Source organism: Massilia sp. Root351 (assembly GCF_001425045.1).
Taxonomy (GTDB): domain Bacteria; phylum Pseudomonadota; class Gammaproteobacteria; order Burkholderiales; family Burkholderiaceae_D; genus Rugamonas.
The window spans coordinates 307,540-334,371 of sequence record NZ_LMDJ01000012.1 but is presented as its reverse complement, the minus strand read 5'-3'; the positions used below and the strand labels follow the sequence as shown (position 1 = coordinate 334,371).

Annotated in this window: 25 protein-coding genes and 2 tRNA genes; 23 read left to right on the top strand and 4 right to left on the bottom strand. The window is 66.7% G+C overall.

What is annotated here, in order from left to right; all coding sequences use genetic code 11:
- Positions 1 to 6: 6 nt before the first annotated feature.
- The 3 genes from ASD15_RS14500 (at position 7) to ASD15_RS14485 (ending at position 3,668) form a co-directional block, all read left to right on the top strand.
- Positions 7 to 456 (top strand): Hsp20/alpha crystallin family protein, encoded by a 450-nt coding sequence (locus ASD15_RS14500; RefSeq protein WP_057155681.1) that lies wholly within the window; start codon positions 7 to 9, stop codon positions 454 to 456.
- 351 nt (positions 457 to 807) lie between these two features.
- The gene (locus ASD15_RS14490; protein WP_057155679.1) at positions 808 to 2,163 is read left to right on the top strand and encodes a uracil-xanthine permease family protein; all 1,356 of its coding nucleotides are present in this window, start codon (positions 808 to 810) and stop codon (positions 2,161 to 2,163) included.
- Between the two features lie 128 nt (positions 2,164 to 2,291).
- A complete protein-coding gene (locus tag ASD15_RS14485; RefSeq protein WP_057155678.1) occupies positions 2,292 to 3,668 on the top strand; it encodes an 8-oxoguanine deaminase in 1,377 nt (458 codons plus the stop codon).
- 100 nt (positions 3,669 to 3,768) lie between these two features.
- Here the strand turns inward: ASD15_RS14485 and ASD15_RS14480 are convergent, their stop codons facing one another.
- Complete coding sequence (locus tag ASD15_RS14480) at positions 3,769 to 4,473, bottom strand: GntR family transcriptional regulator (protein ID WP_057156080.1); 705 nt, start codon at positions 4,471 to 4,473, stop codon at positions 3,769 to 3,771.
- 89 nt (positions 4,474 to 4,562) lie between these two features.
- Here ASD15_RS14480 and ASD15_RS14475 point away from each other — a divergent pair, with 89 nt between their 5' ends.
- Entirely contained in the window at positions 4,563 to 5,357 is a 795-nt protein-coding gene (locus ASD15_RS14475; protein WP_057155677.1) for an alpha/beta fold hydrolase, read from the top strand.
- On the opposite strand, the gene ASD15_RS14470 is transcribed toward ASD15_RS14475, so the two are convergent.
- The gene (locus ASD15_RS14470; RefSeq protein WP_057155676.1) at positions 5,354 to 5,704 is read right to left on the bottom strand and encodes a DUF2917 domain-containing protein; all 351 of its coding nucleotides are present in this window, start codon (positions 5,702 to 5,704) and stop codon (positions 5,354 to 5,356) included. The genes ASD15_RS14475 and ASD15_RS14470 overlap by 4 nt on opposite strands.
- A gap of 183 nt (positions 5,705 to 5,887) precedes the next feature.
- Between ASD15_RS14470 and ASD15_RS14465 the strand changes: the two genes are divergently transcribed.
- The 5 genes from ASD15_RS14465 to ASD15_RS14445 all read left to right on the top strand — a co-directional run bounded on the left by ASD15_RS14465 (position 5,888) and on the right by ASD15_RS14445 (position 9,557).
- Complete coding sequence (locus ASD15_RS14465; protein ID WP_229418185.1) at positions 5,888 to 7,330, top strand: PLP-dependent aminotransferase family protein; 1,443 nt, start codon at positions 5,888 to 5,890, stop codon at positions 7,328 to 7,330.
- 392 nt (positions 7,331 to 7,722) lie between these two features.
- Positions 7,723 to 7,926, top strand: coding sequence for a hypothetical protein (locus ASD15_RS14460; protein WP_057155674.1), 204 nt, complete (start codon positions 7,723 to 7,725; stop codon positions 7,924 to 7,926).
- Between the two features lie 64 nt (positions 7,927 to 7,990).
- A complete protein-coding gene (serS, locus tag ASD15_RS14455) occupies positions 7,991 to 9,280 on the top strand; it encodes a serine--tRNA ligase (RefSeq protein WP_057155673.1) in 1,290 nt (429 codons plus the stop codon).
- Between the two features lie 66 nt (positions 9,281 to 9,346).
- Positions 9,347 to 9,436: transfer RNA gene (locus ASD15_RS14450), tRNA-Ser, on the top strand.
- A 31-nt stretch (positions 9,437 to 9,467) separates the two neighbouring features.
- A tRNA-Ser gene (locus ASD15_RS14445) sits at positions 9,468 to 9,557 on the top strand.
- Positions 9,558 to 9,848: 291 nt separating this feature from the next.
- On the opposite strand, the gene ASD15_RS14440 is transcribed toward ASD15_RS14445, so the two are convergent.
- Positions 9,849 to 10,610: an IclR family transcriptional regulator gene (locus ASD15_RS14440; protein WP_057155672.1), complete on the bottom strand. Its 762-nt coding sequence runs from the start codon at positions 10,608 to 10,610 to the stop codon at positions 9,849 to 9,851.
- Positions 10,611 to 10,714: 104 nt separating this feature from the next.
- Here ASD15_RS14440 and ASD15_RS14435 point away from each other — a divergent pair, with 104 nt between their 5' ends.
- The 4 genes from ASD15_RS14435 (at position 10,715) to ASD15_RS14420 (ending at position 15,236) form a co-directional block, all read left to right on the top strand.
- Positions 10,715 to 11,851: an FAD-dependent monooxygenase gene (locus ASD15_RS14435; protein WP_057155671.1), complete on the top strand. Its 1,137-nt coding sequence runs from the start codon at positions 10,715 to 10,717 to the stop codon at positions 11,849 to 11,851.
- A gap of 11 nt (positions 11,852 to 11,862) precedes the next feature.
- The gene (locus ASD15_RS14430) at positions 11,863 to 12,819 is read left to right on the top strand and encodes an MBL fold metallo-hydrolase (RefSeq protein WP_057155670.1); all 957 of its coding nucleotides are present in this window, start codon (positions 11,863 to 11,865) and stop codon (positions 12,817 to 12,819) included.
- Positions 12,820 to 12,829: 10 nt separating this feature from the next.
- Positions 12,830 to 13,921, top strand: coding sequence for a porin (locus ASD15_RS14425; RefSeq protein ID WP_057155669.1), 1,092 nt, complete (start codon positions 12,830 to 12,832; stop codon positions 13,919 to 13,921).
- A 97-nt stretch (positions 13,922 to 14,018) separates the two neighbouring features.
- Entirely contained in the window at positions 14,019 to 15,236 is a 1,218-nt protein-coding gene (locus tag ASD15_RS14420) for a pyridoxal phosphate-dependent aminotransferase (protein WP_057155668.1), read from the top strand.
- A gap of 6 nt (positions 15,237 to 15,242) precedes the next feature.
- Here the strand turns inward: ASD15_RS14420 and ASD15_RS14415 are convergent, their stop codons facing one another.
- Positions 15,243 to 17,210: a sigma-54-dependent Fis family transcriptional regulator gene (locus ASD15_RS14415; RefSeq protein WP_082551839.1), complete on the bottom strand. Its 1,968-nt coding sequence runs from the start codon at positions 17,208 to 17,210 to the stop codon at positions 15,243 to 15,245.
- A gap of 282 nt (positions 17,211 to 17,492) precedes the next feature.
- Between ASD15_RS14415 and ASD15_RS14410 the strand changes: the two genes are divergently transcribed.
- From ASD15_RS14410 to ASD15_RS14365, 10 genes are all read left to right on the top strand, one after another.
- Complete coding sequence (locus ASD15_RS14410; RefSeq protein WP_082551838.1) at positions 17,493 to 18,086, top strand: VOC family protein; 594 nt, start codon at positions 17,493 to 17,495, stop codon at positions 18,084 to 18,086.
- A 2-nt stretch (positions 18,087 to 18,088) separates the two neighbouring features.
- The gene (locus ASD15_RS14405; protein ID WP_057155667.1) at positions 18,089 to 19,348 is read left to right on the top strand and encodes a HupE/UreJ family protein; all 1,260 of its coding nucleotides are present in this window, start codon (positions 18,089 to 18,091) and stop codon (positions 19,346 to 19,348) included.
- A gap of 190 nt (positions 19,349 to 19,538) precedes the next feature.
- Complete coding sequence (locus ASD15_RS14400; RefSeq protein ID WP_057155666.1) at positions 19,539 to 20,546, top strand: thiamine pyrophosphate-dependent dehydrogenase E1 component subunit alpha; 1,008 nt, start codon at positions 19,539 to 19,541, stop codon at positions 20,544 to 20,546.
- A 25-nt stretch (positions 20,547 to 20,571) separates the two neighbouring features.
- Entirely contained in the window at positions 20,572 to 21,636 is a 1,065-nt protein-coding gene (locus tag ASD15_RS14395; RefSeq protein WP_057155665.1) for an alpha-ketoacid dehydrogenase subunit beta, read from the top strand.
- Positions 21,633 to 21,881 (top strand): lipoyl domain-containing protein, encoded by a 249-nt coding sequence (locus tag ASD15_RS14390; RefSeq protein ID WP_057155664.1) that lies wholly within the window; start codon positions 21,633 to 21,635, stop codon positions 21,879 to 21,881. Before ASD15_RS14395 ends, ASD15_RS14390 begins: the two co-directional genes overlap by 4 nt.
- Positions 21,881 to 22,600, top strand: a complete 720-nt coding sequence (locus tag ASD15_RS14385) for a 2-oxo acid dehydrogenase subunit E2 (protein ID WP_057155663.1) — start codon at positions 21,881 to 21,883, stop codon at positions 22,598 to 22,600. Before ASD15_RS14390 ends, ASD15_RS14385 begins: the two co-directional genes overlap by 1 nt.
- A complete protein-coding gene (locus ASD15_RS14380) occupies positions 22,601 to 23,377 on the top strand; it encodes a hypothetical protein (RefSeq protein ID WP_057155662.1) in 777 nt (258 codons plus the stop codon).
- A gap of 33 nt (positions 23,378 to 23,410) precedes the next feature.
- Positions 23,411 to 23,977 (top strand): gluconate 2-dehydrogenase subunit 3 family protein, encoded by a 567-nt coding sequence (locus tag ASD15_RS14375; RefSeq protein WP_200953969.1) that lies wholly within the window; start codon positions 23,411 to 23,413, stop codon positions 23,975 to 23,977.
- Positions 23,978 to 23,999: 22 nt separating this feature from the next.
- Positions 24,000 to 25,574, top strand: a complete 1,575-nt coding sequence (locus tag ASD15_RS14370; RefSeq protein ID WP_057155661.1) for a GMC family oxidoreductase — start codon at positions 24,000 to 24,002, stop codon at positions 25,572 to 25,574.
- A 51-nt stretch (positions 25,575 to 25,625) separates the two neighbouring features.
- Positions 25,626 to 26,828: a hypothetical protein gene (locus tag ASD15_RS14365; RefSeq protein ID WP_057155660.1), complete on the top strand. Its 1,203-nt coding sequence runs from the start codon at positions 25,626 to 25,628 to the stop codon at positions 26,826 to 26,828.
- Positions 26,829 to 26,832: the final 4 nt, after the last annotated feature.

The following is a 26,832-nucleotide window of genomic DNA, read 5'->3' as shown; positions in this document are numbered from 1 at the left end:
CCGGCCATGGACAGGGCGAGCGATACCCACCAGTTGCGTCCGCTGGAATCGCTGCGCAGGCTGCAGGCCTGGCGCCAGGTGAAAGACTGGATGCGCGGCGCGCGCTTCCGCCGCGCCGCGCGCAACGCGGCGGCGCGCATGCGGGTGGACGTGGACGAAAACGAGCGTGAATATGTGGTGCGCGCCGACGTGCCCGGCGTGCGCAAGGAAGACCTGAACGTGCGCCTCGATGGCAGGCAGGTCGACATCAGCGCGGCCGCGTCGGAAGAGCAGGTGCACGAGCCGGGCGCTTCCGCCGTGCACAGCGAGCGCTACCTGGGCCACCAGCGCCGCATCGTCACGCTGGCCCACGAGATCGATGACGCGCGCGCCAGTGCGCAATACCGGCACGGCACGCTGGAACTGCATCTTCCCAAGCGCGGCGCCCCGTCGGGCACCCGCGTCCCGATACGCTAGAACCCGACGGCGCAGTGCGCGGCCGCCACGGGCACGCAGCCCGTGGCGGCCGGGTTCATTTCCAAGCATTAACAAGACTGTGTCATTTATGCAATACGATACGATCCGTACGCATAGATTGTATACAAAATCGGTTGACAACTTTTTCAGCACTCGGCATCATCAGTCACATAGAACGCTGCCACAGAGCCGCGTGTAAGCATCCCAGTGGAGCGTCCACCAGACCTTCCATCCCGCCTCATGTACGACCTCGCCACGATAAAAACAGACGCCACGATCTGCGCGGAGAGGCATGCCGGATAGCACCGGAAAAAGTAGTTCACGAACATAACATCAATGATGGAGACACACATGAACAACCTGCTATTCCAGGTGGACGACCGCCCACCGCTGATCACCACCACCCTGCTGGCCGCCCAGCACATGCTCGCCGCCCTGGGCGGCATCATCGCCGTGCCGCTGGTGGTGGGCGCCGTCCTGAAACTCCCCGCCGACCAGATTGTCGCCCTGATCAACGCCGCGCTGCTCGGCTCCGGCATCGTCACCATCATCCAGTGCAAGGGCGTCGGCCCGATCGGCATCCGCCTGCCGTGCGTCATGGGCACCAGCTTCGCCTTCGTCGGCGCGGCCATCAGCATCGGCCTGGAACACGGCGTGCCCGGCATCCTCGGCTCCTCGCTGGCCGGCTCGGTGGTGATGATTGTCGGCTCCTGCTTCATGCCGCAGATCCGCAAGCTGTTCCCGCACGCGGTGACCGCCGTGGTGGTCACCATGATCGGCCTGTCGCTGGTGCCGGTCGCCATCGACTGGGCCGCCGGCGGCAAAGGTTCGGGCGCGCACTACGGCGATCCGATCAACCTGGGCATCGCGCTGTTCGTGCTGGTGACGGTAATCGCGCTGGTGCAATACGGCAAAGGCATCTTCTCGGCAGCGGCCGTGGTGCTGGGCATGTTCGTCGGCTACCTGGCCTGCGTCGCCATGGGCCTGGTGGACTTCTCCTCGGTGCAGAAAGCCGCCGCGTTCTCGGTGCCGCAGCCTTTCGCCTACGGCATGACCTTCCCGATCAGCGGCATCGTCGCCATGGGCGTGGCCTACGTGGTCACCATGGTGGAAACCACCGGCACCTTCATGGCGCTGGGTTCGGCCACCAACACCAAGATGCGCGGCAAAACGCTGGCGCGCGGCGTGCTGTGCGACGGCGTGGGATCGGCCTGCGTGGCCATGCTGGGCAGCCCGCCGGTATCGACCTTCGCGCAGAACGTCGGCGTGATCTCGCTGACCGGCGTAGCCAGCCGCCACGTGGTGGCCCTGACCGGCGTGATGCTGGCGCTGGCCGGCCTGTTCCCGGTGCTGGGCGCCATCGTCGTCACCATCCCGCAGCCCGTGCTGGGCGGCGCCGGGCTGATGATGTTCGCCATGATCATTGCCGCCGGCGTGCAGATGCTGAGCAATGTGGAGCACAGCAAGCGTACCGGGCTGATTATCGCCGTCTCCATCGGCTGCGGCCTGGCGGTCAGCGTGCGCCCCGAACTGCTGGTCAAGCTGCCCGCCTTCGTGCAGGAGATTTTCGGCTCCGGCATCAGCACCGCCGCCATCGTTGCGGTGACGCTAAACCTGATCCTGCCCGAGCGTCCAGTAGAAGCGAGCGAGGACGAGGAAGACGAGGTGCCCCAGCCCATGCTGGTAAAAAAGCTCGAGACGGCTTAAGCTCGTAGCCGCCAAACAGCAGTAATCCCTCCGCGCCGGTGACGACCACCCGGCGCGGTTTTGACATTGTTTCCGCAGTGCCCGCGCATTGTTTCCGCAGTGTTTAATCATTCCAAGGACTTCATAAAATGACTAAAACTCTCTTGATCAAAAATGCGCGCGTGGTGGTGACCATGGACGAACAGCGCCGCGAAATCGACAACGGCGCCATCTTCGTGCGCGACAACGTGATCGAACAGGTGGGCTTGACGGCCGACTTGCCGCAGCAGGCCGACGAAGTGATCGACGCCAGCGGCCAGGTGGTCATGCCCGGCCTGGTAAACACCCACCACCATATGTACCAAAGCCTGACGCGCGTGATCCCCACCGCGCAGAACGGCGAGTTGTTCAACTGGCTCACCAACCTGTACCCGATCTGGGCCAACCTTACCAGCGAGATGGTGCACGTATCCACGCTGACAGCCATGTCCGAGCTGATGCTGTCCGGCTGCACCACCAGCAGTGACCATCTGTATATCTATCCGAACAACTGCCGCCTGGACGACAGCATCGAAGCGGCGAAGAAGATCGGCATGCGCTTCCACGCCGCGCGCGGCTCCATGAGCGTGGGCCAGTCCAAGGGGGGGCTGCCGCCGGACCGCGTGGTGGAAGAGGAGGGCGCCATCCTGAAGGACACCCAGCGCCTGATCGAAACCTACCACGACGCCAGCCGCTATGCGATGCAGCGCATCGTGGTGGCGCCGTGCTCGCCGTTCTCCGTGTCGCGCGACCTGATGAAGGAAGCGGCCAGCATGGCGCGCAGCTACGGCGTGTCGCTGCACACCCACCTGGCGGAGAACGTCAACGACATCGCCTACAGCCGCGAGAAGTTCAACATGACCCCTGCGCAATACGCCGAGGACTGCGGCTGGGTGGGGCACGACGTATGGCACGCGCACTGCGTGCAGCTGGACGACGACGGCGTCTACATGTTCGCCAAGACCGGCACCGGCATCGCGCACTGCCCTTGCTCCAACATGCGCCTCGCTTCGGGCATCGCGCCGATCCGCAAGATGGTGGACGCCGGCGTGCCCGTCGGCCTGGGCGTGGACGGCTGCGCGTCCAACGACGCGGGCCACATGCTGGGCGAAGTGCGGCAAGCGATGCTGCTGCAGCGGGTCGGCTTCGGCCCGGACGCCATGACCGCGCGCCAGGCGCTGGAGCTGGCCACGCTGGGCGGCGCCAAGGTGCTCAACCGCGACGACATCGGCGCGCTCAAGCCCGGCATGGCGGCCGACATCATCACCTTCAAGCTGGACCAGATCGGATTTGCCGGCGCGCTGCACGACCCGGTGGCGGCGCTGGTGTTCTGCACGCCGTCCAACGTCACGCACAGCATCATCAACGGCAAAGTGGTGGTGCGGGACGGGCTGCTGCAGACGGTGGATTTGCCGATTGTGATCGAGCGCCACAACTCGCTGGCGCACGAACTGGCGCTGGCGACCGGCGCGCGCAAGGTGGCGTAAGCGGCGGGTTGCGCCTTCGGCCAATCCGCCCTGCGGGCCCGTGCGGGGGAGGGGAATGGGGGGGATCGGCGGGGCGCGCCGAGCAAAGCGCAATGCGGCGCTACTTCAGCAGCGCCGCAACCAGATCCTTGTCCGGCGCTGCGCCGCTGCTGTCGAAGCGCAGCGCGCCCTCCACGTGCAGCAGATGCTCCAGCATCAGCTGCGCGGCCAGGTCGGCGTCGCCCGACTTGGCCGCCACCAGGAACTCCTCGTGCTCGTTCGACGAGCACACCGCATCGCGGTCCGACTGGTACAGCATGGTGATCAGCGAGCTGCGCGCCACCAGCTCGCTGAGCATCTCGTGCAGCACCTGGTTGCCCACCACGTCCGCCAGCAGCACGTGGAAGTCACCCAGCAACTGTGAGCGTACCTTGTGATCGCCCAGCGCCTCGCGCTCCATCTTCAAATGCCGCTCCAGCACCTGGTAGTCGGCGGGCTTGGCCTTGGCCACGAACTCCCGCGCCAGCGCCGCCTCCAAAATGCGGCGCGCCGCGAAGATGTCGCGCGACTCCTTCTCGCTCGGCTGGCTGACGAAGGCGCCCTTGTCCGGCACCATCTGGATCAGCTTATCTTTGGACAGGATCAGCAGCGCCGCGCGGATCTTGGTGCGGCTCACCGAGTACAGGCGCGACAAAGCTTCCTCGCGCAGCTTGGTCCCCGGCGGCAGCTTGCGCGCCGCGATGGCCTCCGCGATGTGGTTTGCGATGTCGTTCGAGCTCTCGCCACTGCTCTGTTTTTCTTCGATGGCGACGATGGACGTTTGCATGGAGCCGTAGCAGTAATCAATGCTCAATCATACATGGATGGCTATTTATTGGCTATGATTGCTACTCTTTTGACAATGGAAGGCGAGGCATGCAGCACACATTCGCGGTGGACGGCATCGATGTGCTGGTGGAAGGCGAAGGCGACGAGACCGTGCTGATGCTGCACGGCTGGCCCGACACGCACCGCCTGTGGGATGGCCAGGTGGCCGCATTGCGCCGGCAGTACCGCTGCGTGCGCTTCACGCTGCCCGGCTTCGATCTGGGCAAGCCGCGCCGCCCCTGTTCGCTGGACGACATGACCGCGCTGATCGAACGCATCGCACGCCTGGCCAGTCCGGACCGGCCGGTGATCCTGCTGCAGCACGACTGGGGCAGCATTTTCGGCACCGAGTTCGCCCAGCGCCATCGGCAACTGGTGTCGCGCATCGTCTCGGTGGATGTGGGCGACGCGCTCACGCCCGAGTACCGCGCCGGGCTGGGCCTGGGCGCCAAGCTCGCCATCGTTGGCTACCAGCTGTGGCTGGCGCTGGCCTGGCGCATCGGCGGTACCGCCGGCGACGGCATGTCGCGCATGATGGCCAAGGCCATGAAGGTGCCGGTGGACGGCGCCGCCATCGGCAGCCAGATGAACTACCCGTACTACATCACCTGGATGGGCGCCTACGGCTCGTACCGCCGCGCCGCCGCCACCATGCCGGCTTGCCCCACGCTCTACATCTATGGCCGGCGCAAGCCCTTCATGTTCCACTCGCAAGCCTGGATCGACAAGCTGAATGCCACGGCGGGCAGCCGCGCGATCGCCATGCAGACCGGCCACTGGCCGATGCACGAAGATGCGGCCGAATTCAGCGCCGCCGTGCAGCGATGGCTGGCCGGGTTTTAGCCCGGGAAATCCCCGCAGCGCGCAGGCTGCAAACCCTGGCGCAGGCGCGTCATGGATTCCGCCAGCCGCGCGTGGCCCTCGCGCAGCACGCGGTGGCGCCAGCTCTGCGCCGGTGCCGCCGCCAGCCGGATGCGGCTGCTGCCGATCGCGTCCACCAGCGTCAGGCCATCGTTCGGCACCACGAAGCGCTGGCCGGGGCGCAGCAGGAAGTCGGTGGCCTGGCCGTAAGCGGTAATCCAGGTCACGCCGGCCACGCCCTCCAGCACGCGGCCGCCCGCATCCTCCAGACGCAGTGGGGTGTCGCTGCTCAGCGTGTATTCGGCGTAGGGCTGGGTACGGGCTTTCATGCTGCTCTCCTGGTGGCGATGATTCATGCCTCCAGCATAGCCCCGGCGTGGCGACCATAACAGATGCAACAAACCTCAATTGTGACGTATACAGCGTCGGTTCGGCTAAACTGTGCTGGTCGAAAAAACGCACCGCTGTACCTGTGCCGCGCCGCGCGCGCTCGCCACAATGGAGGGATGTCCATGCAAACCCATTTGTACGAACAGCTGGCCGACGAGCTGGGCGCCCACATCGCCGCCCGCGTGTTCGCCCCCGGCGACCGGCTGCCGTCCATCCGCCACCTGGCGCAGCAAAAGCGCCTCTCGGTCAGCACCGTGCTGCAGGCGCTGCGGCTGATGGAAGACCGCGGCCTGATCGAGGCGCGGCCGCAGGCCGGCTACTACGTGCGCCACCGCGCCCGCCTGCTGTCGTCCGTGATGGCGGACGCCGAGCAGCTGAAAGAGCCCGAATATGTCGGCATCACCAGCCTGCTGATGCGGGTGCTGAAAGAGAATGAAGCGCCCGGCATGGTGCACCTGGGCTCCGCCTGGCCGCCGGACGAGCTGCTGCCCATCAAGCGGGTGCAGAAAACCGTGGCGGCCGTGGCGCGGCGCGAGCCGGCGCTGCTGGCGCGGGTCAGCTGCTTCGAGACCAATGAACCGGCCTTCGTGCGCCAGATCATGCGGCGCGCGCTCGACTGGGGGCGGCCCGACCCGGCCGAGATCGTCGTCACCAGTTCGTGCACGGAAGCCATCAGCCTGTGCCTGCGGGCGGTTGCCAAGCCCGGCGACACCATCGCCATCGAATCGGCGACCTACTTCGTGCTGCTGCAGTTGATCGAAAGCCTGGGCATGAAAGCGCTGGAAATTCCAACCCACCCGAAAACCGGCCCCTCGATCGACGCGCTGGAGTTGGCCTTCAATGCCGGGCTGGTGCAAGCGTGCCTGTTCGTCCCCAATGCCAATAACCCGCTTGGCTGCGTCATGCCCGAGGAGAACAAGAAGCGCCTGGCCGCGCTGCTGTCCCAGCACGACGTCCCGCTGATCGAAGACGACATTTACCGCGACCTGTGCTTTGCGGCCGAGCGGCCCTGGCCCATCAAGGCCTACGACAGCACGGGGCACGTGCTGTTGTGCTCATCGTTCTCCAAAGCCGTCACGCCCGCCTCGCGGGTGGGCTACGTGGTGGCGGGGCGCTGGGCGCAGGAAGTGACGCTGCTGAAGATGGTATCGAGCGGCGCCACCAGCCAATTCTTCCAGGCCGTGCTGGCTGACTTCCTCACCGGCAGCAGTTACGAACTCCAGGTGCGCAAGATGCGGCGCGCGCTGGCGCAGCGCATCTGCCGCATGTCCGACGCCGTCGCCGCCAGCTTCCCGCACGAATGCTCGATCTCCGAACCGCAAGGCGGCTTCGTGCTGTGGGTGCAAATGCCGGCCCAGGTGGACGCGTTGATGCTGCACCGGCAAGCGGTAGGGCAAGGCATCGCCTTCATGCCCGGCCAGCTCTTCTCCGCCAGCGGCAAGTTCAGCAACTGCCTGCGCCTCAACTGCGGCAACCCCTGGAGTCCGGCCGTAGAGAGCGCCATCGCCCGCCTCGGCGCCCTCGTGCACCGCGCCTCCGCCACCCCCGCCCCCCGCGCCGCCTGACACCGCTAAGCGCCTTCCTACGAGCGATCTCAGCCGCATTCCATCCACTTCGGGGTCAGACCCCGAAGTAGGGTGAAATGCGGCTGAGCCCGCTCAAGCACACGAGGCCCCGCCTCGCAGATCTTCACATTGGCCTACCGCGTCGCCTGATTTTTCCCTACACGGTTAAGCGTAGTCCTATAGGCGACCTCAGCCGCATTGTCCGTACCTCGGGGTCAGACCCCGAAGTGGGGGGGATGCGGCTGAGACTGGCTCCGTATTTGGGCCTTTTTTTGCGTTTCATCCCCCGTTTTTTGCGCTTCATCGCACGCCCGTGGTAGGGCGGGGAGCCTTTAGGTACAGTTCAATCATCGCCGAACACAACGCAGTCCCCAACCACCAAGGAGCTTGAAATGAACGTACTGAAAAACATGGAAGTCATCTTCGCCGCCGCCGCTTCGCTGGCCCTCGTCACCAGCTACGCCACCGCCAGCGCCCCGGTTATCATGGTGCCAGCCGCCGCCGTCGCCGTTGCGGAAGCCTCGCCAGCCAAGATGCCTGTCGTGATCGTCGCGGCTAAACGCTTGACCGCAGCAGAGAAAGCCGCACTGATCTGAAAACTCAAAGGAAGTGGCGTCATCTTGGTACAATTGCTCTCTTTCCGACATAGCGGCAATTCCCATGATAGACATCCAACTTCTCCGTAAAGATATCGACAACGTCGCAGCCCGCCTGGCGACGCGCAAGTTCCAGCTGGACGTGGCAGCCTTTAACGCCCTGGAAGGCGAGCGCAAAGCAATCCAGATGCGCACCGAAGAACTGCAAAGCAAGCGCAACTCGCTGTCCAAGCAGATCGGTATGCTCAAGGGCAAAGGGGAAGACACGAGCGCCGTGATGGCGGAAGTGGCTGGCCTGGGTGATGAGCTGAAGAACAACGAACAAGCCCTGACCGTGGTGCAGGCCCGGATGAGCGATTTCATGCAGGCGGTGCCCAACCTGCCGCACGAATCGGTCCCGGTAGGCACGGACGAAAGCGGCAATATCGAAGTGCGTAAAGTCGGCACGCCGCGCGCCTTCGATTTCGAAGTGAAGGACCACGTCGACGTGGGCGCGGCCCTGGGCCTGGACTTCGACACCGCCACCAAGCTGACCGGCTCGCGCTTCTCGGTCATGAAAGGCGGCATCGCCCGCCTGCACCGCGCCCTGGCGCAGTTCATGCTGAACACGCACACCGGCGAGCACGGCTACACCGAATGCTACACGCCCTACATGGTCAACGCCGACTCCCTGCGCGGCACCGGCCAACTGCCCAAATTCGAAGCCGACCTGTTCTCGGTGAAGAAAGGCGGCGCCGAAGGCGAGGGCGAGACCTTCTACCTGATTCCGACCTCCGAAGTCTCGCTGACCAACATCGTGCGCGATGAAATCCTGGCCGCCGACGCGCTGCCGGTGAAAATGACCGCCCACACCCCCTGCTTCCGCTCCGAAGCCGGCAGCTACGGCCGCGACACGCGCGGCATGATCCGCCAGCACCAGTTCGACAAAGTGGAGCTGGTCCAGGTGGTCCATCCCGATACTTCGTACGACGTGCTCGAAGAGATGGTCGGCCATGCGGAAAAGATCCTGAAAGACCTGGGCCTGCCATACCGCGTCATGAGCCTGTGCACCGGCGACATGGGCTTTGGTGCCACCAAGACCTACGACCTCGAAGTGTGGCTGCCCGCGCAGAACACCTACCGCGAGATCTCGTCCCTGTCGAACTGCGAAGCGTTCCAGGCCCGCCGCATGCAAGCGCGTTTCCGCAACGGCCAAGGCAAGCCGGAACTGCTGCACACGCTCAACGGCTCCGGCCTGGCGGTAGGCCGCACGCTGGTCGCCGTGCTGGAAAATTACCAGCAAGCGGATGGCTCCGTAGAGATCCCGGAAGTGCTTCGTCCCTACATGGGCGGAATAACTTCGCTGAAGGCATAAATAGTCCTTCCCTTTCTGCAAAGGCCTGCTATAATCTTGCCTTCTCGCAGCAGCTAGTGGGAAAACGGAGAGGTGGCAGAGTGGTCGAATGTACTTGACTCGAAATCAAGCGTAGGGGCGACCCTACCGTGGGTTCGAATCCCACCCTCTCCGCCACAACAAGCTGCTGTAGGAAAATGCCGTACCAGGAGAGGTGGCAGAGTGGTCGAATGTACTTGACTCGAAATCAAGCGTAGGGGCGACCCTACCGTGGGTTCGAATCCCACCCTCTCCGCCAGAACAAAGTAAAAAGCCTCCCCTGCGGGAGGCTTTTTGCTTTGTGCCGGACGGAGAGGGTGGGATTCGAAGACGCAGCGCCCTAAGGGGCGCGGAGGCTCTCCGAATCCTCCGTTCAGCAGTGCGCCGTAAAAGCCAAGCTACATGCCAGACGGAGAGATGGACGGAGAGGGTGGGATTCGAAGACGCAGCGCCCTAAGGGGCGCGGAGGCTCTCCGGATTCGAAGACGCAGCGCCCTAAGGGGCGCGGAGGCTCTGCGAATCCTCCGTTCAGCAGTGCGCCGTAAAACCCCTAAGTCCCCAGCAACCCCGACAGCCGCCCAGCAGTCCCCCATACCGCAGCCTCAATAGTATCGCGCTCCCCCGGCCGCTGCCGCAGCCGATCGCTCGGTCCCGCCACACTAACCGCCGCCACCGCCATGCCCGACGCATCAAACACCGGCGCCGCGCAAGCATCAATCCCCTGTTCAAACGCCCCCAAACTCCAACAGCAATCCCGCGAGGCCGCCTCCAGCAGCATGCCCTCCGCCTCCTCAAACGTCACGCGCGCCCCGCGCGGATCCCCCTGCGCCGCCTCATACAACCCGCGCCACAACTCCCTCGGCCGCCGCGCCATCAGCACCCGTCCCGGCGCAATCAAATAAGCCGGAATCCTGCTCCCCGGCCGGATATTACTCACCAGCGGCGTCTGCGGCACCTCCTTTGCCAGATACACCGCAAACGGCCCATCCAGCTCCACCATATACCCCGACCAGCACACCTGCCTGCTCAACAAAGCCACCAGCCTGCGCCCGTGTCCGATCAAATCATCCTGTCCCAGCGCATCCGCCGCCAGCCCCAGAAACCGCAGCCCGATCCGATGTCCGCCCTGCGGCAGCGCCTCCAGCATCCCCTCATCCTCCAGCGTCGCCAGCAGCCGCGCCGCCGTAATCCGATTGATACCCACGTCCCTCGCCAACGCGCTCAAATTGCCGGTCGCACCGCCCGCCGCCACATACGCCAGCAAGCCGAACGCCCGGGCCACCGCCCCGCCTTTCGCTTCATCATCCGCCATAAATCCTCCATATGTTCATATTTGAACATATTGAACAAAAAACGCACAAGAAAAAAGAGCATTGCTATAGTCAATCCACCTTGCAACCCCAACGGAGACAAACCATGAGCAAACTCAACATCGGCATCGCCGGCGCCGGCATCGGCGGCCTGGCCGCCGCCATCGCCCTGCGCGACATGGGCCACGACGTCGTGGTCTTCGAACAAACCAGGCAATTCCTGCGCGTCGGCGCCGACATCAACCTCACCCCCAACGCCGTGCGCGCGCTGGACGGCCTCGGCCTGGGCATTCCCGAAGGCGTGCGCCGCACCGCGGCGCGCCCCACGCACCGCATCAGCCGCACCTGGGACAGCGGCGAAGAGACCTCGCGCCTGGCAATGGGCGACACCGCCGAACAGAAATACGGCGCGCCGCAACTGACCATCCACCGCGCCGACCTGCTCGCATCGCTGGCCGCCGCCTTCCCGGTCGAGCGCGTCCTGTTCGGCAAGCACGTCAAGGACATCAGCGCAGCAGGGCAGGGCGCTGCCGTTTCCTTCGCCGACGGCAGCCGCCACGAATTCGACCTGCTGGTCGGCGCGGACGGCATCCACTCCGCAGTGCGCAGCGCCATGTTCGGTCAGGAGCAGCCGCGCTTCACCGGCGTGGTGGCCTACCGCGCCGTGGTTCCCGCCGAGCGCCTGGCCGGCATCCCCAACCTGCAAGCGTTCACAAAATGGTGGGGCCCAACGCCCGAAAGCCAGATCGTCACCTTCCCGCTCAATGCCGGCAAGGACATCTTCATCTTCGCCACCACCGCGCAGGAAAGCTGGCAGCTCGAATCCTGGACCACGCAAGGCAGCGTGCAGGAGCTGCGCGACAGCTACGCCGCCTTCCACCCGCATGCACGCGCCATGCTGGACGCCTGCGACGAAGTGCTCAAGACCGCCCTGTACGAACGCGACCCGCTGCCCGCCTGGTCCCAAGGCAGCATGGTCGTGCTGGGCGACGCCGCGCATCCGATGATGCCTTTCATGGCGCAGGGCGCAGGCATGGCCATCGAAGACGGCGTGGTGCTGGCTTGCACGCTGCGCGATGTGCGGGAAGCTGCCGGCATCGCCGCTGCGCTGCGCCGCTTCGAAGCGCTGCGCATCGAGCGCACCTCGAAAATCCAGCTCGGATCGCGCGGCAACAACTGGCTGCGCGAAGGCGGTAACGCGGACTGGGTGTACGGTTACGATGCCTGGAAGGTGGCGCAGTGAAGGCCCGTGCCATGCTGGCCGCATGCTTGCTGGCGGCCCATGCTGGCGCGTGGGCCGCAGCGCCGGGCGCCGTTGCAGGCGGTGCCGCCGATGACGCCCCTGCTGCCGAAGCGGCCGATGCAGCCCCGTTCCGCGTGCATCTGCTGGGCACCGGCAGTCCGCTGCCCGAGACGCGCCGCTTCGGCCCGTCCGTCCTGGTAGAGGCGGGCGGGCAGAAGTTCCTGTTCGACGCGGGCCGCGGCCCCATGCAGCGCCTGCACACGCTGGGCATCCCGTTCGCCGCCGTGGACAAGCTGTTCATCACCCACCTGCATTCCGACCACACCATAGGAATTCCGGACCTGTACCTGACCGGCTGGCTGCGCGGACGCAAGACGCCGCTGCACGTGTGGGGCCCGGCGGGCACGCGCGGCATGATGGAACACATGGCCAAGGCCTTCGACTACGACATCAAGATCCGCCTGGAACAGAATCCCGGCTCGCAGGTCGATGCGGCCGATATCGGCGCCGGCGTCGCATACGAAAAAGAAGGGGTGCGCATCACCGCCTTCGAGGTGGACCACGGCCCGGTGCATCCGGCCTTTGGCTACCGCATCGATTACAAGGGCCGCAGCGTGGTGCTGTCCGGCGACACCCGCTACTCGCCGGCGCTGGTGCGGCAGGCCAGGGGCGCCGACCTGCTGGTGCACGAAGTGGCGGCCGGGTCCGAGGAGCTCATGCGCAGCTCGCCCGTTGTGCGCAATGTGATCGGCATCCACACCGGGCCGGAGGACGCCGGCAAGGTGTTCGCGCAAGCCGTGCCGCGCCTGGCGGTGTACTCGCACATCGTGCTGTTCGGCGTCACGGAACCGGAGCTGGAGCGGCGCACCCGCACCACCTACGCCGGACCGCTGACGATAGGAGAAGACCTGATGACCTTCGACATCGGGCCGCGGATCAAGGTGACCCGCACCATGGCCAAAGAATAGGAGAGGCGTGATGAAAACCGGATTGACCGCGGCCCTGGCGGCCGCGCCGCTGCTGGCCCAGGCCGGCACCACGATCTACGGCAGCATCGACGCGGGCCTGACCCGGGTCAGCAATATCGGCGGCGCCGGCGTTACCCGCACGGACAGTGGCAATATGCAGCCGGACCGCATCGGTGTGCGCGGCACGGAAGACCTGGGCGACGGCTGCCAGGCCGTCTACCAGCTGGAAACCGGCTATGCCACCGACACCGGTGCGCAGCTCAACGCCCTCAAGCTGTTCAACCGCGCAGCGTATGTGGGGCTGGGCAGCCGTCTCGGCACCGTCACCTTGGGCCGCCAGAACAACTTCATGTTCGAGATGGTGGCGCGCCAAAGCAATGGCGTGCTGACGGGCAGTTTCTACGCTTTCCATCCCGGGAATATCGACGACCTGACCAACGCGGGCGCCTACGATAACGCGCTCAAGGTAGTCAGCGCGCCCATGGCCGGACTGACGCTGGGCGCCATGCTGGCGCCGGGCGAGCAGCCGGGGGACGCGGCGCGCAGCCGCGCCTTCAGCCTGGGCGCCAGCTACGCCGCCGGCCAGTTCAGGGCCGCCGCTGCGCTTAGCGACACGCGCAACCGTAGCCTGGCGCTCGGGCAGAGCGCCGGCGTACGCAGCCTGCTGGGTCGGACACTGATTTCCGGGCAGGCCAACGCGCCGGTGTATGCGGCGTTGGCCACGGACCGGGTGCGCAGTATCGGCCTGAGCGCAAGTTATGGCGCGGGACCGGCACTGCTGCACGCGCTGCACGTGGACACGGCCATTACGGCCGGTTCCGCCGGCACGAGCATGAAAAGCAGCGAGCTGGGTGTAAACCTGCGCACCGGCGGCTTCACGTCACTCAACTTGGGACTGGCGCGCACCACGCTGGAAGGCCGGCGCTGGGACCAGTTGACAGCGAACCAGGTCTATACGCTGTCGCGGCGCACGTCGGTGTACGCCCAGGTGCTGCTGCAGCGCGCGTCCGGAAACGGTGCGGTGGCGGCCATCAATGCGCTGGGCGTGTCATCCACCCCGCGCCAGTCGGCATTGCGGCTGGGCGTGCATCACCTGTTCTGAGCCATGCCGCCAGTGCGCATGGGGCGGCGTTTGCATGTCCGTGGCGGCGAAACGGGGGACTTCGCTATAATCTAAAGCCCCGCTTCGAAAGTGCAAGATGACACACGCCCATCCAGACCTGCGCCAGCCCGATATCCCCCGCGCCCTGCGCGCCGCCGCCCGCGTCCAGGCCATAGAACCGTTCCGCGTCATGGAAATCATGAAAGCGGCCAGCGCAGCAGCAAAAGCCGGCGTGGACGTCATTAGCATGAGCGTCGGCGAGCCGGACTTTACCGCGCCCGAACTGGTGACGGAAGCGGCCGTGCGCGCGATCCGCAGCGGCGCCACGCAATACACGGACGCCCTCGGCCTGCCCGCGCTGCGCGAAGCCATCGCCGCCCACTACCGCACCGCCTTCGGCGTGGACGTCGATCCGCGCCGCGTCATCGTCACCGCCGGCGCCTCGGCAGGCCTGCTGCTGGCCTGCGCCGCGCTGGTGTGCGATGGCGACGACGTGCTTATGCCCGACCCCAGCTATCCCTGCAACCGCCACTTCGTTTCGGCTTTCGGCGGCAAGGCCGTGCTGATACCATCCAGCGCCGAGCAGCGCTACCAGCTGACGGCAGAACTGGCCGCGCAGCACTGGACGGAGCGGACCCGCGGCGTCATCGTCGCCTCGCCGTCCAACCCCACCGGCACCTCGCTGACGGTGGAACAGATGCGAGCCCTGCTGGCCGAAGTGCGCGCGCGCGACGGCTTCGCCATCGTCGATGAAATCTACCAGGGCCTCTCCTATGGCCACGCGCCGCACAGCGCGCTCAGCCTGGACGACCAGGTCATCACCGTCAACAGCTTCTCCAAATACTTCAACATGACAGGCTGGCGTCTCGGCTGGCTGGTTGTGCCCGAGCAGCTGGTAAGCGTGATCGAAAAGCTGGCGCAGAACTTGTTCATCTGCCCCTCCACGGTGGCCCAGCACGCCGCGCTGGCCTGCTTCCATCCCGATTCCATTGCCGTCTACGAGCAGCGCCGGCTGGAGTTCCAGCGCCGCCGCGACTTCTTTGTGCCGGCCCTGCGCGAGCTCGGCTTCGGCGTGCCCGTCATGCCCGATGGTGCGTTCTACGTATACGCCGATTGCAGCGGGGTTGCCCATCCGGCAAGCGGCGACAGTTCCGCCTTCGTCATGGCGGTACTGCGGCAAGCCGGCGTGGCCTTTGTCCCCGGCGACGACTTCGGCGTGGCGGGGCCGCACCGGCATGTGCGCTTCTCTTACGCCACCGCCTACTGCCGCATCGAAGAAGCCGTGCACAGAATGGGCAAGCTGCTGGGCCGGTAGCACACCCTAGTCGCCGCCCTCCGCGTTGGGCGCCACGATGCGCCAGCGCGTCATTTTGCGGTAAATGGTGGCGCGCGAGATGCCCAGTTCCTGCGCCGCGCGCGTCACGTTCCAGCGCTGCTTGCGCAGTTCTCGCAGCAGCAGGCCGCGTTCGTCATCGGGCTCGCCGCACGCGGCCTGCTGATCCGGCGCCGGCAGTGCCCGGTGGGACGGCGGCTGCTTCGATTCCCTCACGTCCATTGGCAGGTCGGGCAGCTCGATATGATCGTGCTCGCACAGCGCCACCGCTGCGCGCAGCGCATTGATCAGCTGCCGCAGGTTTCCGGGCCAGCGGTACCCCAGCAAGGCCCGCAAGGCCTCCGCCGACATCGTCACCTGTCCCCGGCCTGTTTCCGCCGCCACCCGGGCCAGCACGCTGTGCATCAAGGTCGAGATGTCGGCGCGCTCGCGCAGCGCGGCCAGGTGGATCTTCATGCCGTTCAGGCGGTAGTACAGGTCTTCCCTGAACTGGCCCGCCATGACCTGGTCGAGCAGGTTGCGGTGCGTGGCGCACACGATCTGCACGTCCACCGGCACCGCTTTCTCCGCGCCCAGCGGCACGATCTCCTTTTCCGCCAGCACGCGCAGCAAACGGGTCTGCATCTGCAGGGGCATGTCGCCTATCTCGTCCAGGAACAGCGTGCCCCGGTGCGCCTGCAGCAGCTTGCCGCGCATGCCTTTGGCGCGCGCGCCGGTGAACGCGCCGTCGGCGTAGCCGAACAATTCGCTCTCGATCAGCGATTCCGGTATCGCAGCGCAATTGAGCGCCACGAAGGGTTGCTCGGCGCGCTCGCTGGCGTGGTGGATGGCGTTGGCGAACACCTCCTTGCCGGTGCCGGTCTCGCCCTGCAGCATGATGGCGATGCCTTTGTCGATCACGCGCCGGATGATGGCCACGTTGCGTTTCATCTGCGCGTCCTCGCCGGCCAGTTCCTCCAGCGTCAGCAGGCTTGCCGCCGTCGGGTGGCTCGAGCGCGCGCTGCGCGAAGGCTGCACGCACAGCGTGCGTCCGCTCGGCGCGCGCATCAGCGCGTAGTACTGGCGCCCGCTGTGCAGCGCGCGCAGCGCCAGCGTCTCCCGGTGCTGGGCGCCGGAAGACGCCAGCAGCGTTTCCAGCCGCGTATCGAACACCTGGTCCACGGTCCGGCCCAGCAAGGCCTGTTCCGCGCCATGCAAGGCCTGCTGCACATTGCGGTTGACGGCGATGATGCGGCCCAGGTGGTCCAGCGCAATCAGCCCGTCTGTCACCACTTCCGCAAACTCGCGGCGCCGGCTCAGGCGGATGATCCAGTGGTCCTCGAACTTCTTGAGGAAGTGCGCGTTCTCTATCATCTTGGCCGAAACCGACACCAGCTGCAGCATCAGCGCCTGGCTGCGCTTGTCCCCCGGGGAGGACAGTGCGGACGCGTCCAGTACTGCCAGCAGGCTGCCGTCGGTGTCGAGGATGGGTGAAGCGCTGCAGGTGAGGGTGGTGTTGGTCGAGCGGAAGTGCTCGGCCTGGTGCACGGTCAGCGCACTCTGGTCGGCAATGCAGGCGCCCACCGCGCAAGTGCCTTCCTCCTGTTCCGACCAGCAGGCGCCCAGGTACAGGCCGGCGCGCCGCAGTTCGCGCTTTTGCAGGGCGTCGGCCTTGAAATCCACCGTCACGCCCTCGCAATCCGTCAGCAGCACCACGTAGCCGGCGCTGCGCACCTGGTTGAACAGGTATTCCACACCGCCGCGCGCGATCTGCATCATCGGCTCCATTGGGTCCTGGTGGTCGCGCAGCTGGCCGCCGGCCAGCACGCGCGGTGCCTGTCTGCGGCCGGGATCGAGCTTGTACTGGCCCAGCGAGCGGCGCCAGGAGCGCACGATCAGCGGGTCGGCGTCGGCGCGGGCAATGCCGCGCGAGCGCAGTAGTGCCAGGTCTTCATCGACGGTGGCAATGGTACTCATGGCAGGTCTCCGTTACCTGGTTAGTCCCAGGATATTGATTTGATATAGACCATGCTAGCAAGCGCAGTGCCACCCCGCAAGCACGCCTTTTGCAGGCGCGCGGCGCCCCGGCGCTGAGACACCTGTCTCATTTTCCGTCTCCCTGGAGCAGCTGTCGCGCCGCGCCAGCGGCGCGCCAGACGCGCAACACGGCCCGCGCGTGCTGGTGCGCTTCTTGCACAGGCAGCTTGCGCGCCGCCGTCCGGCGGGGCCGCAACACCATAAAAATTCAAGGAGATTGGCATGAAATACAACAAAATCGTGGGCTCGGCCCTGCTGGCGTTCTTGCTGCCGCTGGGGGCGCAGGCCGGCAGCCTGCCCGGCATGCGCGGCTCGGACCACCTGGGCATGACCGTGCCGAACATGGCCGAGGCGGTGGACTTCTTCGTCAAGGTGATAGGCTGCGAAGCCTCGTTCGACCTGGGCGCCTTCAAGTTCGACGATGACTGGATGCAGGTGCACCTGAACGTGGACCCGCGCGCGGAGATCAAGCGTTTCCGCATGGTGCGCTGCGGCTATGGCACCAACCTGGAAATCTTCGAATATGCCGCCCCCAAGCAGGCTGCGCGCCCGCCGAAGAACAGCGATGTCGGTGGCCACCACCTGGCCTTCTATGTGGACGACATGGACAAGGCGGTGGCCTACCTGAAGGCCAACGGCGTGAAGGTGCTGGGCGACCCCAGCACCTTCAAGGAAGGTCCTGCCGCCGGCCTGACCTGGGTCTATTTCCTGGCGCCGTGGGGCATGCAGCTGGAACTGGTGAGCTATCCCAAGGGGCGCGCCTACGAGAAGGGCGCCAAGCGCCTGCTGTGGGACCCGCGCGCGCCGGCGAAATAGCCATGTGCCGCAGCGCCTGTTCGGCCGCGCTGCGCGCATGCCTGGCGCTGCTGCTGTACTGGATGGGCGCTGCGGCGGCCCATCCATCGGCGGACCGGCTGGTACGCGTGGTCCACTTCGAGCCGCGCGCGGACGGCCTCGCGGCGTACGTGCGGCTGTCGCTGCCCTTGCTGCCGGCGTCCGGAGGCGTGCGCTACGACAGCATGGAGAGCGGGCGCCTTTTCCATTACCTCGATGCCGCCGCAGCGCCCGCGAAGCTGGAGCAAGTGGGCCGGCTGCTGGCGGACAGCCACCGGCTTGGCGCCGGCGGGCGCCCGGTGGCGGCGCGCGTGCTGGCGGTGCGCATCCAACTGCGCGGCCAGGTGCCGCCGTTTACTACACTGGAACAGGCGCGCCGCGCCGCCCGCACGGCCATGCCGGGGTTGCCGCCGCAGCCGGGCGGGCAGGGCATGCAGCCTGACGCGCCCACCGAAACGCGCCATGTGCTGGTTGACGCCGAGCTGCTTTATCCGCTCCCGCGCGGCGCTGCGGGCTACCCGCCGCTGTCCTTCTCCAGCCTGCACGAGCCCGAGACGGGCGGCCTGGCCGAGATCGCCAACGTGCTGTTCTTCCACCAGGACGGCGCGGTGCGCACCTACTCCGCCGCCGGTACGCTGGCAGTGCCGGTGCAGCTGAATCCTTCGCTGGCCGGCGCCGCGCGCATGTTCCTGCTGGCCGGCTGCGAGCACATCCTGCAAGGCTGGGACCATTTGCTGTTCGTGCTGTGCCTGGTGCTCGGTCCATTGCGGCTCAAGCCCACCGCGCTGCGCATCACGGCCTTCAGCGTTGGCCACTCGCTGTCGCTGGGCGCCGGCCTGTTTGGCTGGATGCCGGCCGGCGCCTGGTTTCCGCCGTGGGTGGAGGTGGCGATCGCCTTCTCGCTGCTGGGAGCCGCCGTGTCGGCGCTGCGTCCGGGCCGCAACGCGGGGCCGCTGGCGGTGGCGGCGGTGGGACTGGTGCACGGCTTCGGCCTGTCCTTCGGACTGCGGGAACTGCTGGCCGACAGCAGCGTGCCGCCGCTGGCCACGCTGCTGTTCTTCAACCTCGGCGTGGAAGCGGGCCAGTTGCTGATTGCCGCCGCTGGCTGGCTGGTGCTGCGTGCGCTGCAGGCATGGCGCGCCGGCTGGGCGGCGCGCGCGCAAACCGGCATCGCCTTCGGCTGCACGGCGGTATCGCTGTTCTGGCTCGCCGGGCGCCTTGTCGCGGCCATGCCCGCACCCTGAGCGTCCGCCCGCAACAGCTGTCACCGCCAGTGAGACAGCTGCTGTGCCACCTGTCGCGCAAAACCCCTGCAATGGCGGGCCGGATGGCCCGCAAGCGTGGTTTTTTGGCTGGCATGGTTGTTGCGAAATACCTGCCAAGAGCGCGCAGCCCGGCGCGCGCTTCCGACAGAGACAATTACAGGAGGAGTAAATGGAACACACGTCAGAGCAGCTGATCTGGATGTACCAGACCATGATCGCGATCCGCGAATTCGAAGACACCATGGTCAAGGTTTACCTGGAAGGCAAGCTGCCGCCGAATATCCAGAAAGGCCTGGCCTTCGACATCGGCTCCGGCCCGGTACCAGGCGAAATGCACCTGGCGGCGGGCCAGGAGCCGGTTGCCGTGGGCGTTTGCGCCCACCTGCGCGCCGACGATACGGTGGTCGGCGCGCACCGTTCGCACCACTTCGCCATCGCCAAGGGCGTGCGCCTGCCGGAGATGACGGCCGAGATGTTCGGCAAGGCCACCGGCCTGGGACGCGGCAAGGGTGGCCACATGCACCTGTTCGACCCGGCCGTGAAGTTCAGCTGCAGCGGCATCGTCGGCGCCAGCATGCCGCCCGCCTGCGGTGCGGCGCTGGCGGCCAAGAAGCGTGGCAGCGACGCGGTGGCGGTGGCCTTCTTCGGCGAGGGCGCCACCAACCAGGGCGCCTTCCACGAGTCGATGAACCTGGCCGCGCTGTGGAAACTGCCGGTCATCTTCATCTGCGAAGACAACAAGTACGCCATCTCGGTGGAGAAGTCCGATTCCACCGCCATCGCCAACAACTCGGACCGTGCCGCCGCCTACGGCATGTACGGCATCCTGGTCGAGCGCAACAGCGCGCTGGACGTGTTCGAGGCGGCCGGCGCAGCCGTGGCGCGCGCCCGGCGCGGCGAGGGCCCGACCCTGATCGAGGTAAAGACGGACCGCTACCACGGCCACTTCCAGGGCGACCCGGAAGTCTACCGTGCCAAGGGCGAAGCGGAGCAGGCGCGCAAGAACGACCCCATCCCGCAACTGGCGGCCTTCCTGCGCGCGCATGGCCTGCTGGACGACGCCACCGAGGCCGAACTGGTGGCCGTCGCCAAGGCCCGCGTGGCCGGCGCCTATGCCTTCGCCCGCAACAGTCCGGACCCGGCGCCCGAAGAAGCGCTGCAGCACGTGTTCTGCTGACCCCACACACAAGGAGACCTTCACTATGAGCACCACTGTCACCACCAGCACCAATGCCGCGCGCCGCATGACGATGGCGCAGGCGATCGCCGAGGCCATCGGCCAGGAAATGCAGCACGACCCCGAGGTATTCGTGCTGGGCGAGGATGTCGGCAAATACGGCGGCATCTTCGGCGCCACCACCGGCCTGCTGGCCAAGTTCGGCAAGGACCGCATCATGGACACGCCGATTTCGGAAACCGCCTTTATCGGCGCGGCCATCGGTGCAGCCGCCGAGGGCATGCGCCCGATTGCGGAGCTGATGTTCGTCGACTTCTTCGGCGTCTGCATGGACATGATCTACAACCACATGGCCAAGAACACCTATATGGCGGGCGGGAACATCAGCCTGCCCATGGTGCTCATGACCGGCATCGGCGGCGGCTACAACGACGCCGCCCAGCATTCGCAGTGCCTGTACGCCACCTTCGCCCACCTGCCGGGCATGAAGGTGGTGGTGCCTTCCAACGCGTACGACGCCAAGGGCCTGATGATCCAGTCGATTCGCGACAACAACCCGGTGGTGTTCATGTTCCACAAGGGGATCATGGGCCTGCCGTGGATGTCCTACTTTGAAGGCAGCACCAACGAGGTGCCCGAGGAAGCCTACGCCATCCCCTTCGGCCAGGCGCGCGTGGTGCGCGAGGGCGCCGACGTCACCATCGTGACCTTGAGCCAGATGGTGCAGAAGGCCGTGCTGGCGGCGGCCGAACTGGCCAGGGAAGGCATCAGCGCCGAGGTGATCGACCTGCGCACCATCGTCCCGCTGGACCGCCAGGCCATCCTCGACTCGGTGCGCAAGACCGGACGCCTGTTGATCGCCGATGAAGACTACCTGAGCTTCGGCCTGAGCGGCGAGATCGCCGCCATCGTCGCCGAGAACCTCGACAGCGTCACCCTGCGCGCTCCCGTGAAGCGCCTCGCCGTGCCGGACGTGCCGATTCCGTACGCGCGCCCGCTGGAGCAGTTCGTCATTCCGCAAGTGGACGGCATCGTCGCCGCCGCGCGCCAACTCGTATCCGCAAACACCATTGAAAGGAAAGCAGCATGAGCGAAATTCATTTACCCCAGGACGCCTGGGAAGACGTCGAACCCGGCACCGAGGCCCTGCTGGAGCAGTGGCTGGTGAAGCCCGGCGACCGCGTGACGGCCGGCCAGACGGTAGCCGTCGTCGTCATGGTCAAGACCAGCATCGACGTGCCGGCGCCGCAGGACGGCGTGCTGGACCAGGTACTGATCGAGGCCGACGCCACGGTTGCCCAGGGCAAGCCGCTGGCCACGCTGCGGGCTGCGTGATGCACGCCCACAGCACAGCCGTGGCGGCGGCGGACCAGGCGGCCGCGCCCGACCTGGTGCCGCTCAAGGGCATACGCGGCAGCATCGCCCGCAACATGACGGCTGGCTGGCAGGCGCCGCGGGTGGCGCTCGGCATGGACGTGGACATGCGCCGCTGCCAGCTGTTGCGGGCCCGCCTGCAGGAACGCGCCGGTTCCGGCGTGCGCCTGAGCGTGATGCCCATCGTGCTGCGCGCGCTGGCGCTCACGCTGCGCAGCCACCCGGCCATGAACGCGCTGATGCGCGAAGGCGCCATCGAGCGCATGCCGGGCATCCACATCAACGTGGCGGTGGCGCTGGAAGAAGGCCTGGCCGTGCCGGTGATACGCGACGCCGACACCAAGAGCATTGAGCAGATCGCGGCGGAAGCGGCGGCGCTGGCGGCCGGGGCGCGCGCCGGCACGCTGCCGGTCAAGGCTTACCAGGGCGGCACGTTTACGGTGAGCAGCCTGGGCGCGGCCGGGGTGGACTGGTTCACCCCCATCCTCAATCCGCCGCAGGTGGGCATCCTCGGCCTGGCGCGGGTGGCCGACCGTCCGGTGGTCCAGGGCGGCAAGCTGATGATCGCACCTGCGACCACGCTTTCGCTGGTGTTCGACCACCGCGCCGTGGACGGCCATCCGGCCGCGCTATTCCTGGGCGAGCTCAAAGCGCGCCTGGAAGCGGCCGAGGGGCTGTAGATGTTTGCCCCGCTATGGAACGCGCCGCGCCAGCCCGCGCTGGCCAGCTGCCGCGAGGAGCAGGAGTGGAACGCGCGCCTGCTCGCGCAGCCGGCGGATGGTGCGGCCATGCAGCTGTGGCGCTATGGCGCGCCCGGCGTGGTGCTGGGCTGCGCGCAGCGCGCCGCGCTGGACCAGGTGGCGCCGCGCGCGGCGGCATGCGGCATGGAGGCGGTGGTGCGGCAGGCGGGCGGCGGCGCGGTGCTGGCCGGGCCGTGGATGCTGAGCGCCTCGGTGCTGCTGCCGCAGGGCCATCCGCTGGCGTGCGGCCAGCTGGTGCACAGCTACCGCTGGCTGGGCGAGCTGTATGCGGGCGTGCTGCGCAGCCTGGGCGTGCCGGCCCATGCGCTCACGCCGGAGCAGGCGCGCGAACAGCAGCGCCGGGCCGCCCCGGCTCAGGTGGGCTGGGCCTGTTACGGCGGCTATTCGCCCTGGGAAGTGGTGGTGGGAGACAGGAAGATCGTCGGCCTGGCGCAGGTGCGGCGGCGCGGCAGCGTGCTGCTGGTGGCCGGGCTGCACCTGGCGCAGCCGGATTGGCGGCTGCTCGCGCAGGCGCTTGGCCGGCCTGACTGCGAAGCGGCGGCGCTGGCGGCCTGCAACACCTCCTGCGAGCAGGAGGCGGGTGGCGGCGACTGGCTCGGCGCCGTGGCAGGTCCGCTACGGCAGGCGCTGAGCTATGCGCTGTTCCACCTGCCGCAGGCGCAGGCCGAGGCCGGGGACGCGGCGGAAATTTACTGAAGCAAGGCTGCACACAACAACAAAGGAGATGACATGGACAAGCAAAAAAGCGGCATGCGCGTGGTGGAAAAGGCGGCGACGCTGACCCGGCGCGGCTTCCTCAAAGGCACAGGCCTGGCGGGCATCGGCGTGAGCGTGATCCCGGCCGGCGCGCTGCTGGCCAGCCCGGGCGCCGCGATGGCGCAGCAGTTCGAGGTGCTGGGCAGCGAGACCGGCGCCACGCTGTTGCGCATGGCGCGCGACATTTTCCCGCACGACAAGCTGGCCGACAAGTACTACCAGCACGCCATCGTGCCGTACGACGCGCAAGCGGCCAAGGACCCGGCGCTGAAGGCGCTGCTGTCCGACGGCGTGGCGCAGCTGAACCAGCGAGCGCGCCTGGCGCATGGCAAGGATTACGCGGCCGTGGCCGAGGAAGCGGACCGCGTGGCGCTGCTGAAGGATATCGAGACCAGCTCCTTTTTCGTGAAGATCCACGGTGGACTGGTCACCGGGCTGTACGACAACAAGGCGGTGTTCCCGCTGTTCGGCTACGAGGGCTCGTCCTGGGAGAAGGGCGGCTACGTGAACCGGGGTTTCGACGATATCGACTGGATCTGACAACAAGAACGAGGAGACAAGCATGGCGATCAAATACAGCACCGGCGACCGCGACGTGGTCGTCGTCATCGGCTCGGGCGCGGGCGGCGGCACGCTGGCCAACGAACTGGCCCAGCGCGGCGTGAAGGTGGTGATACTGGAAGCGGGTAAGCACTACACGCAGGCCGATTTCGAGAACGACGAATGGGCGATGTTCAACAAGATTTCGTGGCTCGACAAGCGCATCTCGGCCGGCGGCTGGCACCACACCAAGACTTATCCCAACCTGCCGGCCTGGATCGTGAAGGGCGTGGGCGGCTCCACCGTGCACTTCTCCGGCGTCGCGCTGCGCTTCCAGCCGCACGATTTCCAGACCCGCACCGTCTACGGCCAGGTGGAGGGCGCCAATGTGCTGGACTGGCCCATCACTTACAAAGACATCGCGCCCTACTACGACAAGGCGGAGAAGAAGATGGGCGTGGCCGGGGCGGCCGCCAGCGGCATGCCTCCCATGCCGGAGAATAACCACTACAAGGTGATGGCGGCGGGCGCGCGCAAGATCGGCTACAAGAAGATCGTGCGGCCGGTGGCCTCCAACAGCAAGGCCAATGACGGCCGTCCGGCCTGCATGCAGATCGGTTTCTGCATGCAGGGCTGCAAAATCGGCGCCAAGTGGTCCACGCTGTACACAGAGATTCCGCGCGCCCTGGAAACCAACCGCGCCGAACTGCGCCAGCAGGCCATGGTGCTGCGCATCGAGCACGACAAGTCCGGCAAGGTGACCGGCGTGCTGTACGTGGACGCCAAGGGCAGGACCCAGCTGCAGAAGGCGCGCGTGGTGTGCGTGGCGGGCAACTCCATCGAATCGCCGCGCCTGTTGCTCAACTCCGCGTCCAGCCTGTACCGCGACGGCCTGGCCAATTCCTCCGGCCAGGTGGGCAAGAACTATATGAACCACGCCACGGCGGCGGCGCTGGCCATCCACCGCAAGCCGGTCTATATGTACCGCGGCTTCGACATCGGCGCCGTGGTGGCCGACGAGGTGGACCTGGACACGCGGCGCGGCTTCAACGGCGGCTACTACCTGGAAGGGCTGGCGCTGGGGTTGCCCTACACGGCCGCCTTCATGAACCCCGGCGGCTGGGGCCGGGAAGTGACCTCGGCGCTGGAAATGTACGACCACATGAGCTGCGTGTGGGTGTGCGGCGAGGACATGGCGCGCGAGCAGAACAGCATCACGCTGCATCCCACCGAGAAGGACCAGTACGGCCTGCCGGTGCCCATCGTCACCAAGACCTACCACAGCAACGACGAGGCCATCGCTGCGCACGGGCTGCGCCAGTTCCGGCGCCTGTCCGAAGCGGTGGGCGCCACCCGCGTGATCGACATGCCGGCCTACCCGGCCAGCCACAACATGGGCACCAACCGCATGAGCGCCCTGGCGCGCGACGGCGTGGTGAACAAGTGGGGGCAGACCCACGACATCAGGAACCTCTTCATTTCGGACGGCAGCCAGTTTACATCCAGCTCCGCCGCCAACCCAACCTTGACCATCGTGGCGCTGGCGATCCGGCAAGCCGAATACATCGCCGGGGCCATGAAACGCAAGGAAATCTGAAGCACGGCAGGGAAGTACCCCAAGCACGAATAACTATAACTGGAGACAAGCATGAACCATAATATCAAGCGCCGTGCCGCGGCGGCGGCGATCTGCTGCGCATGCAGCGCTGGCGCGACCGCCGGCGTGGGTTTCGACACGGCCGACGGCTGGAAGTACAGCACCGACGGCTGGGTCATTCTGCAGGCCCACAAGCAGAACGGCGACAGCCCGGATACCACGGGCTTTCGCATGAGTTCCGGCACCACGCCCAGCCTGATCGCCTTCAACGTCACCGCGCCCGCCGTGGACGGCATGACGCTGAGCAGCCGCGTGGGCCTGTACATCAACGCCCAGTCGGGCGAGGGCAATTTCCGCAACGCCGGCAACGTCGGCAATACCGGGTCCAAGGCGCTCGATCCGCGCGAGATCTGGGCCAAGCTGTCCGCGCCATGGGGGGAACTGGTGTTCGGCAAGTCCTACAGCATTTACCAGGGCGAACCGGTGCTGGCCGACGCCTCCGTGCTGGCTGGCGGGCTGACCGGCTACGACAATGTCAACACCACCAATGCGCTGGCCGCCACCTTCAACGCCGGCTATATGTACACCAACTTCAACGCCGGGCTGCGCTACAACTCCCCGCAGGCTGCGCCGCTGACGTTTTCGGTGGGCGTCTACGATCCCAGCCAGGTGCGCAACGTGTTCGCCGGTTCCGGCGCCGACCGCACCAACTCGCCGCGCGTCGAGGGCGGAGTGTACTACCGCCACGAGGGCGGCGGGATGAAACTCAAGGTCTACGGCGACTTCACCTGGCAGCGCGCCGGCCATTGCCTGACGGCGGCTGGGTTGCCCTGCCTGGACGACAAGGTGAGCACGCGCGGCCTGTCGGCGGGCGCCACGGCCGACATGGGGGCCTTCAATGTGCACCTGTCCGGCTTCAGCGGCAAGGGCCTCGGCTCGGTGCTGATGCAGGACCTGGACGCGCTGGACGCGGACGGCCGCGCGCGCAAGAGCCGGGGCGTGTTCGGCCAGCTGGTGTACCGCCCAACGGCAGCGCTGTCGCTGCGCTACAGCTATGGCCGCACGCGCATCGACGGCACGGCTGCCACCCTGGGCCACCTGGCGCAGTCGCATATCGCCGGCGCCTACTACGCCGTCAACCGCTACCTGACCGTGTACGGCGAACTGGCCAACTCGCGTTTCAGCTACAACCCCGTCTTCCAGCACCGCACCGACACGGACTACGCCACCGCCGGCGTCCGTTTCATGTGGTAAGCCG

Coding starts and splice junctions, on each gene's coding strand:
- ASD15_RS14475 (WP_057155677.1), top strand. CDS start 4,563: ATGCAGCACACATTCGCGGTGGACGGCATCGATGTGCTGGTGGAAGGC.
- ASD15_RS14415 (WP_082551839.1), bottom strand. CDS start 17,210: ATGAGTACCATTGCCACCGTCGATGAAGACCTGGCACTACTGCGCTCG.
- ASD15_RS14460 (WP_057155674.1), top strand. CDS start 7,723: ATGAACGTACTGAAAAACATGGAAGTCATCTTCGCCGCCGCCGCTTCG.
- ASD15_RS14410 (WP_082551838.1), top strand. CDS start 17,493: ATGAAATACAACAAAATCGTGGGCTCGGCCCTGCTGGCGTTCTTGCTG.
- ASD15_RS14490 (WP_057155679.1), top strand. CDS start 808: ATGAACAACCTGCTATTCCAGGTGGACGACCGCCCACCGCTGATCACC.
- ASD15_RS14365 (WP_057155660.1), top strand. CDS start 25,626: ATGAACCATAATATCAAGCGCCGTGCCGCGGCGGCGGCGATCTGCTGC.
- ASD15_RS14465 (WP_229418185.1), top strand. CDS start 5,888: ATGCAAACCCATTTGTACGAACAGCTGGCCGACGAGCTGGGCGCCCAC.
- ASD15_RS14370 (WP_057155661.1), top strand. CDS start 24,000: ATGGCGATCAAATACAGCACCGGCGACCGCGACGTGGTCGTCGTCATC.
- ASD15_RS14380 (WP_057155662.1), top strand. CDS start 22,601: ATGTTTGCCCCGCTATGGAACGCGCCGCGCCAGCCCGCGCTGGCCAGC.
- ASD15_RS14485 (WP_057155678.1), top strand. CDS start 2,292: ATGACTAAAACTCTCTTGATCAAAAATGCGCGCGTGGTGGTGACCATG.
- ASD15_RS14500 (WP_057155681.1), top strand. CDS start 7: ATGGACAGGGCGAGCGATACCCACCAGTTGCGTCCGCTGGAATCGCTG.
- ASD15_RS14390 (WP_057155664.1), top strand. CDS start 21,633: ATGAGCGAAATTCATTTACCCCAGGACGCCTGGGAAGACGTCGAACCC.
- ASD15_RS14395 (WP_057155665.1), top strand. CDS start 20,572: ATGAGCACCACTGTCACCACCAGCACCAATGCCGCGCGCCGCATGACG.
- ASD15_RS14425 (WP_057155669.1), top strand. CDS start 12,830: ATGAAAACCGGATTGACCGCGGCCCTGGCGGCCGCGCCGCTGCTGGCC.
- ASD15_RS14375 (WP_200953969.1), top strand. CDS start 23,411: ATGGACAAGCAAAAAAGCGGCATGCGCGTGGTGGAAAAGGCGGCGACG.
- ASD15_RS14440 (WP_057155672.1), bottom strand. CDS start 10,610: ATGGCGGATGATGAAGCGAAAGGCGGGGCGGTGGCCCGGGCGTTCGGC.
- ASD15_RS14470 (WP_057155676.1), bottom strand. CDS start 5,704: ATGAAAGCCCGTACCCAGCCCTACGCCGAATACACGCTGAGCAGCGAC.
- ASD15_RS14420 (WP_057155668.1), top strand. CDS start 14,019: ATGACACACGCCCATCCAGACCTGCGCCAGCCCGATATCCCCCGCGCC.
- ASD15_RS14405 (WP_057155667.1), top strand. CDS start 18,089: ATGTGCCGCAGCGCCTGTTCGGCCGCGCTGCGCGCATGCCTGGCGCTG.
- ASD15_RS14480 (WP_057156080.1), bottom strand. CDS start 4,473: ATGCAAACGTCCATCGTCGCCATCGAAGAAAAACAGAGCAGTGGCGAG.
- ASD15_RS14400 (WP_057155666.1), top strand. CDS start 19,539: ATGGAACACACGTCAGAGCAGCTGATCTGGATGTACCAGACCATGATC.
- ASD15_RS14435 (WP_057155671.1), top strand. CDS start 10,715: ATGAGCAAACTCAACATCGGCATCGCCGGCGCCGGCATCGGCGGCCTG.
- ASD15_RS14430 (WP_057155670.1), top strand. CDS start 11,863: ATGCTGGCCGCATGCTTGCTGGCGGCCCATGCTGGCGCGTGGGCCGCA.
- ASD15_RS14385 (WP_057155663.1), top strand. CDS start 21,881: ATGCACGCCCACAGCACAGCCGTGGCGGCGGCGGACCAGGCGGCCGCG.
- serS (WP_057155673.1), top strand. CDS start 7,991: ATGATAGACATCCAACTTCTCCGTAAAGATATCGACAACGTCGCAGCC.